12 protein-coding genes are annotated in these 15,363 nt (G+C 54.4%); 9 read left to right on the top strand and 3 right to left on the bottom strand.

Going from position 1 to position 15,363, the window contains the following annotated elements:
• The first annotated feature begins 661 nt into the window (after positions 1-661).
• Positions 662-886, top strand: a complete 225-nt coding sequence (locus FA92_RS22185) for a FeoA domain-containing protein (protein ID WP_013356535.1) — start codon at positions 662-664, stop codon at positions 884-886.
• Complete coding sequence (gene feoB / locus FA92_RS22180) at positions 886-3,213, top strand: Fe(2+) transporter permease subunit FeoB (RefSeq protein ID WP_033785287.1); 2,328 nt, start codon at positions 886-888, stop codon at positions 3,211-3,213. The genes FA92_RS22185 and feoB overlap by 1 nt, the downstream gene beginning before the upstream one ends.
• Positions 3,214-3,568: 355 nt before the next feature.
• On the opposite strand, the gene FA92_RS22175 is transcribed toward feoB, so the two are convergent.
• Positions 3,569-4,606 (bottom strand): tyrosine-type recombinase/integrase, encoded by a 1,038-nt coding sequence (locus FA92_RS22175; RefSeq protein ID WP_033785286.1) that lies wholly within the window; start codon positions 4,604-4,606, stop codon positions 3,569-3,571.
• Between the two features lie 889 nt (positions 4,607-5,495).
• Between FA92_RS22175 and FA92_RS22170 the strand changes: the two genes are divergently transcribed.
• The 7 genes from FA92_RS22170 to FA92_RS22140 all read left to right on the top strand — a co-directional run bounded on the left by FA92_RS22170 (position 5,496) and on the right by FA92_RS22140 (position 12,572).
• Positions 5,496-5,963, top strand: a complete 468-nt coding sequence (locus FA92_RS22170) for an SgcJ/EcaC family oxidoreductase (RefSeq protein WP_033785285.1) — start codon at positions 5,496-5,498, stop codon at positions 5,961-5,963.
• Between the two features lie 271 nt (positions 5,964-6,234).
• Positions 6,235-7,446 (top strand): SfnB family sulfur acquisition oxidoreductase, encoded by a 1,212-nt coding sequence (locus FA92_RS22165; RefSeq protein WP_033785284.1) that lies wholly within the window; start codon positions 6,235-6,237, stop codon positions 7,444-7,446.
• Positions 7,447-7,455: 9 nt separating this feature from the next.
• Entirely contained in the window at positions 7,456-8,646 is a 1,191-nt protein-coding gene (locus FA92_RS22160) for an SfnB family sulfur acquisition oxidoreductase (RefSeq protein WP_033785283.1), read from the top strand.
• Positions 8,643-9,992: an LLM class flavin-dependent oxidoreductase gene (locus FA92_RS22155; protein ID WP_033785282.1), complete on the top strand. Its 1,350-nt coding sequence runs from the start codon at positions 8,643-8,645 to the stop codon at positions 9,990-9,992. The genes FA92_RS22160 and FA92_RS22155 overlap by 4 nt, the downstream gene beginning before the upstream one ends.
• Positions 9,993-10,025: 33 nt before the next feature.
• Positions 10,026-10,835, top strand: a complete 810-nt coding sequence (locus FA92_RS22150; RefSeq protein WP_033785281.1) for a MetQ/NlpA family ABC transporter substrate-binding protein — start codon at positions 10,026-10,028, stop codon at positions 10,833-10,835.
• Positions 10,836-10,837: 2 nt separating this feature from the next.
• On the top strand, positions 10,838-11,938 hold the full coding sequence (locus FA92_RS22145) for an ATP-binding cassette domain-containing protein (RefSeq protein ID WP_033785280.1): 1,101 nt from the start codon (positions 10,838-10,840) through the stop codon (positions 11,936-11,938).
• Positions 11,922-12,572, top strand: coding sequence for a methionine ABC transporter permease (locus FA92_RS22140; RefSeq protein WP_033785279.1), 651 nt, complete (start codon positions 11,922-11,924; stop codon positions 12,570-12,572). The genes FA92_RS22145 and FA92_RS22140 overlap by 17 nt, the downstream gene beginning before the upstream one ends.
• 34 nt (positions 12,573-12,606) lie before the next feature.
• Here FA92_RS22140 and FA92_RS22135 read toward each other — a convergent pair whose 3' ends face one another.
• Positions 12,607-13,824: a monooxygenase gene (locus tag FA92_RS22135; RefSeq protein WP_033785278.1), complete on the bottom strand. Its 1,218-nt coding sequence runs from the start codon at positions 13,822-13,824 to the stop codon at positions 12,607-12,609.
• On the bottom strand, positions 13,817-15,277 hold the full coding sequence (locus FA92_RS22130) for an MFS transporter (RefSeq protein ID WP_033785277.1): 1,461 nt from the start codon (positions 15,275-15,277) through the stop codon (positions 13,817-13,819). The genes FA92_RS22135 and FA92_RS22130 overlap by 8 nt, the downstream gene beginning before the upstream one ends.
• Between the last annotated feature and the right edge of the window lie 86 nt (positions 15,278-15,363).

Here is a 15,363-nt window from a genome sequence, read left to right as displayed (position 1 = left end):
TATAATGCACATTCCCAGGCGGATATTCTAAGGTAAGCGATAAATATCTACGGAACCTGCCCGGCAAGATAGCGATGACAAAATCTTCAAGGCTTAACACCGGATTAGACAGTGGATTCACGGCTTAAGAAAGCTGGTGCAGAGTCAGTTCTGGAAAAATTATATATTAGTTACAACACACTTCTATGCTGTCAGCTGAATCGCCGGTTTTCCTGTGAAGTATGCGCGTTTTAGTCAAAACTAACCGAGCTGTTCTGAAAATCCGAGTGCTCATTGGCAAGCCGCCCCGCACGGCCCAAAGGGCCGTAATTGTTGTTTTAGCTTAATTGAATGATGTAACTAAAAAGCTATTCTGTTACGGGCTTTATAAACACTAAAACAGAATGACATCCCTTCTGCTGACCAGCTCGCTTTTCGTCTGAGCTCGTATCGAATGAACACACCGGCAGGCGAGGCGTCAGATGGTGAAAATATTGCTCTCACCCGGGTACAAGACAAAGACGGACTTCTGAACCCTCTCCGGTAATCCACGAGTTAACTGCCTGTTGAGCTGTTGTTGACAATAACAGCGGTTTTCACCTGCCTGTGCGATCCCAGATCAAAAACCGAAACGCTTATCATTTATAAAATGATAGCTTCTTTATCAGAGGCAGAGCGTCGTATGGCAATTAACATGGGTAGCACTTACCGGATTCTTGGTTATCAGCCATCGGTAAATTCCGCCTGGCGGCAGAAATTACTGACAATGGGCATGCTGCCTGGGGCAGTGGTGGAGGTTATTCGCGTGGCACCTATGGGCGATCCGGTTCAGATTCGTACCCGCCGTGTCAGCCTGGCGGTGCGACAGCGTGATCTGGCCGACATCATTCTGGAGGAGATCGTCTGATGAAAAAGATCACCATCGGGTTGATAGGCAATCCCAACACCGGCAAAACCACGCTGTTTAATCAGCTGACCGGTGCCCGCCAGCGGGTCGGTAACTGGGCTGGCGTCACGGTTGAACGTAAAGAGGGCCAGTTCTTCACTGCACAGTCTGACGTCCGGCTCATCGACCTGCCTGGCACTCGCTCTCTGACTACGCTATCCGCTGAAAGCTCGATTGATGAGAGCATCGCCTGTCAGTATCTCTATCAGGATCACGCCGATGTGGTGATTAACGTCGTCGATGCCTCCAGTCTGGAAAGTAATCTGTTCCTGACCTTTCAGCTGCTTGAGCTCGGCGTACCCTGTATTATCGCCCTGAACATGCAGGATATTGCCGCAAGCCAGAACATCACTATTGATGCCGCAGCGCTGTCAGCCCGCCTGGGATGTCCGGTGGTTTCACTGACCTCAACCAAAGGCGACGGTATCGCTCAGCTAAAAGCACTGATTGACCAACCGCATATTTATCGCGCTCCGGAAAGGGTGCAATATCCGGCCGCGATTGAAGCTGCGATTGAGCAGCTCAGCCTGCAGATGTCCGCGACGCTGGCTCCGCAGAAAAGATACTGGCTGGCATTGCAGTTGCTTGAAGGCGATATCAACTGTCAGAAACTTTGCCCGGAACTGCTTCCATACCTGCCTGAGATTATGCAGCGGGCGGGTGGCGACACGGGCGTACAGATTGCCGATTATCGCTATCGTGCCATTAACGCGGTCTGCGCAGCCGTCAGTAACATTCATCAGGCCATCCCGGCCAGTCTTACCCGCCAGATTGATAACATTGTGCTGGACCGCTGGCTGGGTATTCCGATATTTCTGGCAGTGATGTATGTAATGTTTGTGCTCTCAATTAACATCGGAGCCGCACTTCAGCCACTGTTCGACGGCAGTTCGGTGGCGATATTCATTCATGGCGCACAATGGCTGGGATATGTCTGTCACTTCCCAGCCTGGCTGACGGTGTTTCTGGCGCAGGGTCTCGGCGCCGGCATCAATACCGTGCTGCCAATCATTCCACAGATTGGCCTGATGTTCCTGTTCCTCTCTTTCCTTGAGGATTCAGGTTATATGGCGCGCGCCGCCTTTGTGATGGATCGGCTGATGCAGTCACTGGGCCTGCCGGGAAAATCTTTTGTGCCGCTGATTGTCGGCTTTGGCTGTAATGTGCCGGCGGTGATGGGTACAAGGACGCTGGACACGCCGCGTGAGCGTCTGCTTACAGTACTGATTGCGCCCTTTATGTCCTGCGGCGCGCGGCTGGCAATCTTCGCGGTGTTCGCTGCGGCATTCTTCGATGCTCACAGTTCCAGCCTGGTATTCTCCCTCTATCTGCTGGGCATTGTAGTGGCGATTGCGACCGGACTGGTGCTCAAACATACCCTGCTGGGTGGCGAAGCTTCGTCTTTTATCATGGAGTTGCCGGTCTATCACCGGCCTCATCTTAAAAGCCTGCTGCTGCAGACCTGGCAACGGCTGAAAATGTTTGTAGTGCGTGCCGGTCAGGTCATCATCCTGGTAAGTATGCTGATTGGTGTGCTGAGCAGCTTTGCATTCAATGGCCAGCTGGTTGATGACATAAACCACTCAGCGCTGGCGGCGACCAGTAAAGCCATCACGCCTGTGCTTCTGCCAATCGGAGTGACGCAGGATAACTGGCAGGCGACAGTGGGGCTGGTGAGCGGCATTATGGCAAAAGAGGTCGTGGTCGGTACGCTTAACAGCCTTTACACCACGGAGGCGATTCAGAGCAGCGTATTTGATCCGCAGGCTTTTAACCTGGCGGACGAATTGAAAGAGGCGCTGACAGAGACCTGGGCGGGCCTGACGGCTGCATTCAGAATTGATGCGCTGGCCCATCCCATCGATGCCAGTAAAGGCGATGGTGAGATGGCATCCGGTTCGATGGGCGTGATGTCAGCCAAGTTTGGCAGCGGCTTTGCCGCTTACAGCTACTTAATCTTTGTCCTGCTCTACGTTCCCTGTGTCTCAGTCATGGGTGCGATCGCGCGAGAGGCCGGGAAAAAATGGATGATGTTCTCATTCTTATGGGGGCTTAATATCGCCTATACCATGGCGACACTCTTTTATCAGACCGTCACGTTTAACGAGCATCCTGCATTCAGTGCAGTCTGCCTGATAAGTGTGCTGGTGCTGAATGGAATCATCCTGCTGACACTGCGTAAAGCGGGAAACAGGGTGCAGGCAATACCGGTTATGCTCACAGAGGAAAATAGGGGTTGTCGCGGCTGCCACGGAAGCTGTGATAAACAGAAAGGCTTCGCGCAGTAACGATAAGCACCGATGCTATCCGTTGCGATGCTGATTTATCAGCGACGCTGCGGATAGTTACGCGATCGTCCTGTAACTGACAGTGATCGATCAGAAACATCAGTGAAGGGTGTTGGTTAATCTCGCCTGGCACACCGCGCGTTTCGGCCATTCCTTTTAAACTGGCAGCGGCTGCCACAGAGACAGATTCGCAGCAGGTGGTATGGCAGCACCAAGAAAGCAATGAAATCAGCCACCTGAACCCGGCACAGACTTACAGCAGCGATAATCCGTACCGGCTTACACACAGGCTGTCCACTTTTTCTGTGGATAACTCTGGCCTGAAAACCGACAAAAATCGCGCTTTATGAAGCCATCAGCCGGGAATATCGGGTTCCGCATATTGTTCCATGAACTCCACCATAGCGCCTTTATGCGCATCCACATGACGGATATAACGCATTAGTGTCTCCGGTTTTTTCCAGGTGCCTTCCTGCATGATGCGGGCGACAGGATAGCCTTTATCTGCCATATCCTGAGCTGCGCCCACCCTGGCACTGTGGCCACTCCAGCCGGTATAGCGATTCTTGTTAGCCTTTATTGCACTGCCTTTTCCAGCCGTTCGCCAGGCTCGATTAAAAATCTGTTCCAGTGCCCGGGTACTCATCGGTTTTTCTGTAATCAGCACCCGGCCTGAGCGGTGTACTGCATTGAACAGCCAGGCATCAGGCTGACTGGAAAGGCCGGACGCCTCGATCCACTCTTCAAGTCGCCAGGTTGAATGAGCGCTGAGCGCCTTGATCAATCCGCCAGTCTGCACAAGGGTTTTTGTCCACGCCACATCCAGAATGATACGACCATCACCGGCACGCATCACATCACGCACCCGCAACCGTGACAGTTCACTGATACGCAGTAGCGTTGCATAGGCGACATGCAAAAAAGCCAGATCACGAAGCACCTGGAGATTGTCAGAACCTGACCACTGTTTATCCAGCACCATCAGGTCTGTCAGCCTGAAGGGCACGGCCTGGCCTGCACGCTCGCCATTCACAACGGCAACCCGGTTAATCTTCTTCATGGTACGGAAAACCAGCGGAGAACCATTCGGCACAGGCAAGCCGGCGTTACGGTGTAACATCGAAATCAACGCTGCATGGGACGTGACGGTCGAAGAAGCCCGTCCGCTTTCAGCCAGAAAAGAGAGATAGTCCCGCAAATCCTCTGCGCTCATCGGCAGAAATGTACGCTGGTTATCTTCTGACCACTGATTGCAGATTCGCATGACGCTAAGCAGCTGTCGCCAGGTATTGGGGGAAAAAGCCTCTTTGTCCTGGACGAACTGTCTGAGCCGTTCGGTGATATCACTGTTCCGGATCACCGTCAGACGGGTTAACGGCACTATCTCACTCATCTTTGCTCGCTTATTAATCAGAAAACGCGATGATCGCGCTACGTGAATTCTGAGAATTCAGCAGGGGGATTACCGGTCAGAATTTACGTAGCGTTGCCATTTTGCAGCCTTACCTTTGCTGCCCATTATCATAACCCGTCAATTTTCCTGTGTCATGACTTCGTATAAGAACAATTATACGAAGTTATAAATCTGTAGCCTTTCTTCAGGATCTTTGCCGACCAGTCTGGCGCAGAATCGTGTGGGGTAGGCTGTCATCCTGACCACGCATTTACCGGTTGCGTTAGCATAAGGACACAGGCTGTGCAGAGCATGAGATTTGAACCAGAAGTCTGAATAACCCTTCTCAACTTCAGCTTAATAAAATTACTCACTTAAATAATGGCAATGGTGAATTGAATTGATAAGACGCTTTTCAATGGCTCATAAATAATCGAACACGAAGCTCGCCTGAAAATAAACCAGAAAAGATCCCAAATGATATTCACGTTCCGGACGAGCATGACCATTATTTATCGTTAGCCTGTAAGTTGAGCAGATTTTCCCACCATTATCTTTATTGTCACGAACTGATAACCCCACATTCCTACTATCAAAAAGTGTTCTGAAAGCATTTGTCAGAATAAAAAACTAAATATTAATATTTTAAAGATTTAAATATCACCCAGCAATGACAAGCCGCTATCCTGCACTCCTGAATATGGGAAGCAGTGACACCCTTTTATCCGCTTTTAATCAAAATAAGACGGACAGTTAATGAACTGACCGAAGCAGATTAATAATGAATAAGATGATATTGGGGTCATTGAGAACTAATCAATTATGCGCATTTTTATGCCGGCGTCTGAAGTAACACCGGCATTCATCAGGGTAAAAAGAGGATTTTTTCATGAAGAAAAGTTTATTATCGCTGTGTCTTTTAGGTCTTTCCTGCGCGCCGGCTATTACACTGGCACAACAGCCGGTTAGCTGTGTCAAAGCGTCTGAACAGGATGTAGCCAGCCTGTTTGATACCTGGAATAATACGCTGGCAACCGGCGATGCGACTAAAGTCTCTGAGTTATATGTCAGCGATGCCGTGCTGCTGCCAACTATTTCAAACCATGTGCGCCTGACAGACCAGGAACGCATTGACTATTTCAAAGACTTCCTGAAAAAAGGTCCGAGCGGTAAAATTGATTCCCGCACTATCCGGATTGGCTGTAATAAAGCGATTGATGCCGGCGTTTATACCTTTACCTTCAAAGATAATACGCACGTCACTGCACGTTATACCTTCACTTACGTCTGGGATGGCAAGGGCTGGAAAATCTCAACCCATCACTCTTCAGCTATGCCAGAGCCAGTGAGCAAGTAATATTCTTTCACATTAGTACCGACTTTTTAAAATCAGCCTCTGAATATTTCAGGGGCTAATTTTTATGGTCAAAAAATATTTTTATTGCCTCAGCCAGAAATACCTGAAAAAGCCAAAGCCATATTATGAATTAGCTTTGCGAATATTGTAATAACCACGCTATTTACTTCGTTCTGACCAACTGCCTATTATCGCTTTCATCGTAAATAAATGTGACGCGCTCAATATCAGCCAATCTGCTTTGACGCCTGTCTCTTTTTCCGGAAGCGCTATGAAACTCATCTCAGATCCTCCCGAGACTTGCCTGGCAGCCGTCATTACCCGACGCGATCAGGCTATTCAGGCTGCCCATTCGCTGGCTGAACAGGCGAAACCTGGTGCCATTGAACGCGATCAGCAACGACTTTACCCCCGCGACCTTCTCGACAGGTTTACCCGGCTCGGACTGGGCAGCATCAGTGTTCCACGCCACTTTGGTGGTGGGGGACTGGATTTTCAGACAGTGGCGGAGGTATTCCGCATCATCTCAGCCAGCGATCCCTCTCTGGGCCAGATTCCGCAAAATCACTTTGGTCTGATTCAGTTCATTCTTGGCGAAGGCAACCCGCAACAACAGACAACATTGCTGCAGGCGGTGGTCAGTGGCAAACGGCTGGGCAATGGGGGCCCCGAGAAGAACACCCGTCATACGCGGGACATTCAGGCACGGCTGGTCAGTGACGGTCCGGAACACCGTCTGACCGGAGAGAAATTCTATTCTACCGGTGCATTGTTCGCAGACATTCTGGTGACCACCGCTCTGCAGGAGAGTGACCAGCCTGCAATGGCTTTTATCCCGCTGCCTGCCAACGGCGTAGAGATTATTGATGACTGGTCAGGCATGGGTCAGCGTACCACGGCCAGCGGCACAGTAAGGCTTGATCGGGTTGCCGTAGATCCTGCATTGCTTATCCCCTTGCCGCCAGAAGAAAAACCGACCCTGCGCGGTGCTGTCTCGCAACTGATTCAGGCGGCGATCGATGCCGGTATCGCTCAGGGCGCGCTGGACGATGCGCTGGAGTTTGTCCGCAGCAGCTCACGCCCCTGGGTGGACGCAGGCGTGGAGCGCAACGCTGAAGATCCCTACATCCTTGCTGACATCGGTCGTATCAGTACTGAACTGAGCGCCGCAAATGCCCTACTGCGCCGGGCCGCAAACGTGCTTGATTCACTCGATCAGCAGGCACTGACAGCAGAAAACAGCGCAGCCGCCTCTATTGCCGTAGCGGAAGCCAAAGTGCTGACCACTGACATCGCGCTGCGTGCCAGTGAAAAACTGTTGGAGTGGGGCGGCAGTCGCGCCACGCTCCTGCAGCATGGGCTGGATCGCCACTGGCGCAATGCGCGCACTCACACGCTGCACGACCCGGTGCGCTGGAAAACACACGCTATCGGCAATTACTACCTCAATGCGATCTACCCCGCGCGTCATGCATGGATTTAAGGAGAAAGAATGAGTCAGGTTCAGCCCAAACAGCACGCTCCCCGTATTCGCAGCGAGCAGCATGCGCTGGAAGTGGCTGCGCAACTGGCGCAGCAGTTCCGTGAGGGGGCCGCAGCGCGAGATCGTGAACGTGAACTGCCGCATTCCCCTCTGCAGACCCTGTTTCAATCAGGATTAGGGGGGATTACCGTGCCGCAGGCGTATGGAGGCATTGCCGTATCAACCGCCACACTCGTCTCTGTGATCACGCTGATTAGCGAGGCTGATGCAGCGATTGGTCAGGTTCCGCAAAATCACTACTACGCGCTGGAAGTGCTGCGCGTTAACGGCAGTGAATCACAAAAACAACGGTTGTATCGGGAAGTCCTGACAGGCGTGCATCTGGGCAATGCGCTGGCAGAGTTTTCCTCCCGCGCCGCACATCAGCGCACCACACAGATCCGGGGTAATATTCTCAACGGCAGCAAGTTCTACGCTACCGGTGCGCTGTTTGCTGACCGCATTCCCACGGCTGCGCGCGATGAAGAGGATAAAGAGCAACTGGTATTTGTGCCACGTCATCAGGTGGGTATGACCGTTATTGATGACTGGAGCGGGTTTGGTCAGCGCACCACAGGCAGCGGCAGCGTCCTCTTCGAAAACGTCACGGTGGATGCTGAAGATGTGGTGCCGTTTCAGACAGCATTTGAGCGGCCGACGACCGTCGGCCCTTTTGCGCAGATTATGCACGCCGCTATCGATCAGGGAATTGCACGCGCCGCATTTAACGACATGCTCGACTTTCTGCGCCAGCGTGCCCGGCCCTGGCCCGACAGCGGGGTAACGCGTGCCACTGATGACCCCTTAACGCTCGATCGCACCGGACGTCTGGCGGCGCGACTGAGCGCCGGTGACGCCCTGTTAGCCGAAGCAGGCGCAGCCATCGACGCCGCGCAACAACAGTCTGACGCCGCGACGGTGGCGCTGGCCTCGGTGGAGGTGGCCAGAGCGCGTGCCTGGACCACAGAAGTCTCACTGGAAGCGGCTAATTTGCTGTTTGAACTGGGCGGTTCACGCGCCAGCCTGCGTGAATATAACCTTGATCGCCACTGGCGTAACGCGCGCACCCATACCCTGCACGATCCGGTACGCTGGAAATATCCCGCGATAGGGAATTACCTGCTCAATGGCGTACTGCCACCGCGCCGGGGCACGCTATGACTCAGAAACTGGTTCTGCTCAACGCGTTTAACATGAATTGTGTCGGCCATATTCATCACGGCATGTGGACGCACCCGGAAGATCGTTCAACCGAGTTCAATACGCTGGCCTACTGGACTGATCTGGCGCGCCTGCTGGAACGCGGACTGTTCGATGGACTCTTTATTGCGGATATTCTGGGCGTCTATGACGTTTATCAGCAGGGTATTACGCTAACGGCCCGTGAGTCGATTCAGCTACCAGTTAACGATCCGCTGATGCTGGTTTCGGCTATGGCGGGCGTCACGCAGCATCTTGGCTTCGCCGTGACCGCGAATCTCAGTTATGAAGCACCTTTTCCTTTTGCCCGCCGTCTTTCCACACTCGACCATCTGACTCAGGGACGAATAGGCTGGAACATCGTCACCGGCTACCTGGACAGCGCCGCCCGTGCCATGGGAAACAAACAGCTGCTGGCACACGATGAGCGCTATGCACAGGCGGATGAGTTTCTCGATGTCAGTTATCAGCTATGGGAAGGAAGCTGGCAGGATGATGCGCTGGTTGTCGATCGCCCGAGTCGTCTTTACGCAGACGCCACGAAAATTCATCCGGTCAGGCATCAGGGTGAATTTTATCAGGTTGAAGGCTATCACCTCAGCAGCCCGTCACCCCAGCGTACGCCGTTACTGTTTCAGGCCGGCACCTCTGCACGCGGGATTCAGTTTGCTGCGCGTCATGCCGAATGCACTTTTGTTAACGCAGCGACACCCGCAGCGATGCGCCAGCAGACTCAGCGGCTGCGACAGGCCGCAGTTGAAGCAGGTCGACGTGCAGATGATTTGCGCATCTTCATGGGTGTCGGCGTCATCGTCGCCCCGACAGAGCGGGAAGCACAGGAGAAACACCGCAGTTATCTTGAATATGCCAGCCCGGAAGCGGGGATTGCCCATTTCTCCAGTTCTATTGGTCTCGACCTGGCCGCCTTTGAGCTTGACGAACCCATTAACAGCGGGGAGACCCGGGCTATCGAATCGGTCAGTAAAGCCTACAGCGGCTGGACCCGTCGTCGCCTGCTGGAGCAGCATGCGATGGGCAGTCGCTATCCACTCATAATTGGTAATCCCGCGCAGGTCGCGGACGCGCTGCTGCACTGGATGGATGAAGGCGACATTGACGGCTTTAATCTGACCCGCATTCTGAACCCGCAGAGTTATCGCGACTTTATCGATTTAGTTGTACCTGAACTCCAGCAGCGCGGGCGATATAAAACGGCTTACCAACCCGGTTCACTGCGCCACAAAATTTTCCAGCAGGATCGCCTGCCCGAACGTCACCCGGCGGCTCGCTGGCGTCATCCCGCCTGACCTCATTGATCTATTTAACCTCAAGGAATCACCATGACACGCTCAAAAACACTACGCGCCGCCCTGGGCGGTCTGCTGCTGACCCTTAGTGCCGCTGCGACCGCAGCGAACTATTCCGGCCCGCTCAAAGTGGGCACCACCGCCGCGTTTGCCCCGCCGCTGGAGACCGCCGTAGCCGAAGCAAAGAAGCAGGGCCTGGATGTTGAACTGGTCGAATTTACCGACTGGACTGCCCCAAATGTCAGCGTGGAAAATGGCGATATCGACGTCAATCTGTTCCAGCACAAGCCGTTTCTGGAGAATGCTAATCAGTCCGGCGGCTTCCACCTGGTCGCTTATGCGCCAGCCATCATCAATAACATTGGCCTTTATTCCAAAAAACACAGCGCGATTGATCAGGTTCCCGCAGGCGGCACCGTTGCTATCGCCAACGATCCGATTAATGGCGCACGCGGATTATTGCTGCTGCAGAAGGCGGGGCTGATTACGCTCAAACCGGATGTGGGACTGAAAGCAACCGTTGATGACATCGTCAGCAACCCTAAAAAGCTGAAAATTATCGAGGTGGAAGCGGTACAGCTCTCGCGCTCGCTTGAAGAAGTCGACCTGGCGCAGGGCTATCCACACTATCTGCGGCTGGCAAAGACGATCGATCCCAATAAGGCACTGCTGTTCGACGGGCTGGAGAACCCGGAATATGTCATTCAGTTCGTAATCCGTCAGGGTCATCAGGACGATCCGCGACTGGCAAAGTTTGTTGATATCTATCAGCACTCTCCGGTAGTCCGCGCCAGCCTCGACAATTTCTATGGCAAACTCTATCAGCCTGGCTGGAGCCAGTAATCATGGTCAGCCTGAGCATCCCTGAGACGTCGGCATTGTCCGATGCCGCTACGCGCCATACCAGCGGTGCCTCACACGTCATCATTGAAGCATTAAGTAAACGCTATCCCGGCCAGTCTGTGGATGCACTGCGTAATATTAATCTCGGGATCCATCGCGGAGAAATATTCGGCATCATTGGCCGCAGCGGCGCGGGAAAATCTACGCTCATCCGCTGCCTTAATCGTCTGGAAGAACCGACTGCCGGACGCATCGTGATCGATGGCACCGATATCAGCGCGCTTAACGCGCGGCAGCTGGTCGAATGGCGGCGCAGCACCGGCATGATTTTCCAGCACTTCAATCTGCTGTCGGCCAAAACCGTACGGCAGAATATTGAGCTACCGCTAAAAGTGGCAGGTGTGCCTGCTGCCGTGCGGGCGCGCAAAGTGGATGAGCTGCTGGCGCTGGTCGGGCTGGAGGCGCGGCAACATGCCTGGCCCGCACAGCTTTCCGGTGGACAGAAACAGCGCGTCGGTATTGCACGTGCGCTGGTCCACGATCCGGAACTGCTGCTGTGCGATGAAGCGACATCAGCACTCGACCCCGAAACGACACGCTCAATTCTGGCGCTGCTTAAAAAGATCAATCAGCAACGCCATATTACCATTGTGCTGATCACCCATGAGATGGACGTCGTTCATGACCTCTGCCACAACGTTGCGGTAATCGATCAGGGTGAAATTATTGAGCGCGGCCCGGTCTGGCAGGTTTATAGCGACCCACAGCAGAAGACGACGCGCCAGCTGCTGAACCCCAATCACCAGGCTCTGCCAGAGTCGGTCGGCACACGCCTGACTGTCCACCGGCAACATCATCAATCCCGTCTGTTGGTGCGGTTACGCTACACCGGGCAGGGTGCACAACCCGATATCGGTGCGCTGAGTGCAGAGATCGCGGGCGAAATCACCCTGATTTACAGCGCTATCGAGTGGGTTGACAGCAAACCCACCGGCCAGTTGTTGCTCCTGCTGGATGCCCGACACGAGGCGCAATCCGTGACAACTCAACTGGCGCACATCGCCGATCGACTGGAGGTATTAGGTTATGTCACCGGCTATTGAACGTTTATGGGTCGCCTTTCTGGATACGCTGCTGATGGTAGGCGTCTCCTCTGCGCTCGCGCTTGCGCTGGGCTTACCCATGGCGGTGATTCTGGTGGTCAGCGGACGCGGCGATCTTTTTCCCAGCCCACTACTTAATCGGGTGCTGGGCTGGATAGTTAACCTCTTTCGCTCCATCCCATTTCTGATCCTGATGGTGGCGTTAATTCCCTTTACCCGCTGGATTGTGGGAACCACCTATGGCGTCTGGGCAGCCGTCGTACCGCTTACCCTGGCGGCCACCCCGTTTTTTGCCCGTATTGCGGAGGTCAGCCTGCGTGAAGTTGATAAAGGGCTGACCGAAGCGGCGCAGGCCATGGGATTTCATCGCTGGCATATTATCTGGCATGTGCTGCTGCCGGAAGCGCGGCCTGGCATCGTCAGCGGTTTTACCATCACGCTGGTGACGATGATTAACGCGTCAGCGATGGCCGGTGCCATCGGTGCAGGAGGATTGGGGGATCTGGCGTATCGTTATGGTTATCAGCGGTTTGATATGCAGGTAATGGTGACAGTTATTGTGGTGCTGGTCGCGCTGGTGACGTTGCTTCAGTTGTGCGGTGACCGGCTGTCGCGACGGCTGAACCACCGCTAAACGCGTAAGGCCGGGATCACCCGGCCTTGCTGTATTATGACGCTTCGCCGTTGCCGATCTGCCAGATAAACGTCGGATCGTTGCCGTTTACCTCCCAGTCACCCACATTGCGGATTTTGTAGATCACCGGATTGTGTGACGACACCGTGCGGGCGTTGCGCCAGTGTCGGTCCAGCGCCTTGCTGACGCGGGTATCGGACGCGCCCAGCGCATTGAAGAACTCCGTGGCGGCACGCGTCACTAACTCCACCGCGACTACCTGCGCCCGGGCGGACTCCACCTCGGCCTGAACGTTCGCCGCGTGAAGCTCCGCTTCATTGGCACCGCTCAGTTGCAGTTCAAATGCCCGTTGCAGTGAGTGAGTCGCCCGATCAACGGCGGCTTCAACGGCCCAGGTCCAGCTGCTGATCTGACCAACCACCTGCAGCACCTGCACATCCTGCTTAACCTGGGGCGCATTGCCGTGGCTGTAAATCCGTTTACGCTGCGCGACCCCCTGTGACGCATCACGCACTACGGCCCGGCCTATACCCGCCAGCGTGGCTAATAACACATGCTGATAAAATGCTGTCTGATAGCGAAAGCGCTCACTGAAATCATAAACGTGTGGCTGCTCCACACGGGCATGATGAAAGCGTGTGGTGCCACTGCCGGTCAGCCGCTGCCCGAAACCATCCCAGTCGTCATCACGTTCCACCTCATTCTGATGCGTGTTCACCAGCGCGATGACGTCGCGGCCGTTGTCCGTGCGCTGCGCATAGACATCAATCCAGTCCGCATAGAGCGTGCCGGTGCTGTAAAACTTCTCACCGCTGATCCGCCATTCTCCCGCATCGGGTGAGACCTGGGTGTTGACCTCACCCAGCTTAACCGCCCCGATTTCACTCCAGCCACTGCCCACCAGCTCGCCATCCACAAAACGGCGGAACCAGCGCCGCCGATCCTCACTCTCCGGCTGGTTCAGACGATCTTCGATAAAGGCAAAGTGCGCGCGCAGTGCCTGCGGCAGATTCGAATCCGCTTCGGCCAGCGCGGTCAGCAGGGAAAAGAGCTGCGGCAGCGAGACGCCGAAGCCGCCTTCTTCTTTGGGGATGCGCAGGGTGCCGAACCGCGCCTCTTTCAGCCAGCGGATCGGCTCATGCAGGAGAGTGCGATCAATTTCACGCGCGGCGGCGCCTTCAGCAATACGGTTAAAGAGTGGCCGGAACTGTTCGGTCAGCGCGGCAAATTCAGTACGGGTTAATTCAGACATGATCTTCTCCTGTTGCAGGTTGTTCATCAATGTCCTGTCGGGTCGGTTCAAACCGGATAATCAACAGGAAAATAATCGGAATAAGGGCGGCGAGAGAGACGATCCAGAACATGTTGGTGCCATAACGGGCCTGCAAAATGGGCAGGATAAATAGCGCCAGCGCACTGCCGATACCAGAGAGCGAGCGACTGAAGCCAACACCGGTCGCGCGAACGTGGGTCGGATAAGAAAGTGCCGGATAGATCATCAACTGCGCGCCGGGTCCGAACCCTTCGGCAAACAGCCAGAGTCCCAGCATCAGCATGGCAAACACTACGCCGGCAGTGGCCTGTGGATGACCGATCAGCGCCAGCGAGATCAGCGCGATAAACTGCAGGGCAAAACCCGCAATCGCCACATGCCTGGAAGGGAACTTCCATGCCAGTCGCATCCCGAGCAGGCCGCCGGTAAAGGCGAACAGTGCATTCAGCCCCAGTGAGGCGGAGATGGTTTCAAACACGCCCGCGCCCAGGAATTGCGCCAGGATAGAGGGCAGGAAGAAAGCAATGGCGGTGTACTCAAATGCGATACAGACGTTCATTACTGCGCTGACGATCGTGCGTTCGAGGTAAGGCTTCTGAAACAGCACGCGGAAACTCACTTTCGGGGCCGCTTTCACGGTTTCGGTTTTTTCAGGCTGCTCTTCATGCGCAATAATGCCGTAGGAGTCGCGCAGGATACGAACTGCACCGCTCAGGTCTCCCTGATTGGCTGCCCACAGCGGTGACTCATTCATGAACTTGCTGCGCACCGCGATAATGAGCAGGGCCGGTACCGCGCCAAACAGCAGCGAGGCGCGCCATAACCAGTCGATGTGTTCAGCTGGCAGCAGGAAATAGAGCGCAAAAATAATAAAGAAGCAGGCAGATGATGCGGCATACCACATCGGGCACCAGGCCGCGAGGCGCGACGCTTTATTGCCTTTGCCGGAGAATTTAGAGAACTCCGCCAGGTAGGCCATGGCAACCGGCAGATCGATCCCGACCCCGATGCCCATCAGAAAACGCGCCCCAATCAACACCCAGACGTTGGGTGCGAGACCCGCCGCGATGGCAGAGACCACAAAGAACAGCATGTCCGCCATAAACACCGAGTAGCGGCCATATTTATCGGTGAGCCAGCCGCCGACCAGATTGCCGACGATGGTGCCGATCATAATTGAAGAGGTGACCAATCCGGTCAGCACCGGGGTTAAGCCAAACTCTTTCACCACATCGTCAATACCATAGGAGAGCGTGGTGAGATCGTAGGCGTCAAGAAATACACCGCCCAGCGCCAGGAACACAATCCAGCGGGCGTAGCTGTTTTTCTCCGTATTACTGTTGATTAGCCGGGCCACATCACTCACCGAACGAACCGGCGTGGAGTGAGGCGGCGAGGCGGTCAGGGTGTTGTCAATCTCTAATGTACTCATCATATCCTCGTTATTATATTCAGCAGGTAACGAGGTTTTTATAGGCATTCCCGGCTCAGTAAACAACCAACAAATATGGATAACGA

The organism is Pantoea sp. 9140, from assembly GCF_000745295.1.
Lineage (GTDB): Bacteria > Pseudomonadota > Gammaproteobacteria > Enterobacterales > Enterobacteriaceae > Pantoea > Pantoea vagans.
The sequence above is the reverse complement of the archived record's forward strand: the minus strand, read 5'-3'. Positions and strand labels throughout refer to the sequence as shown.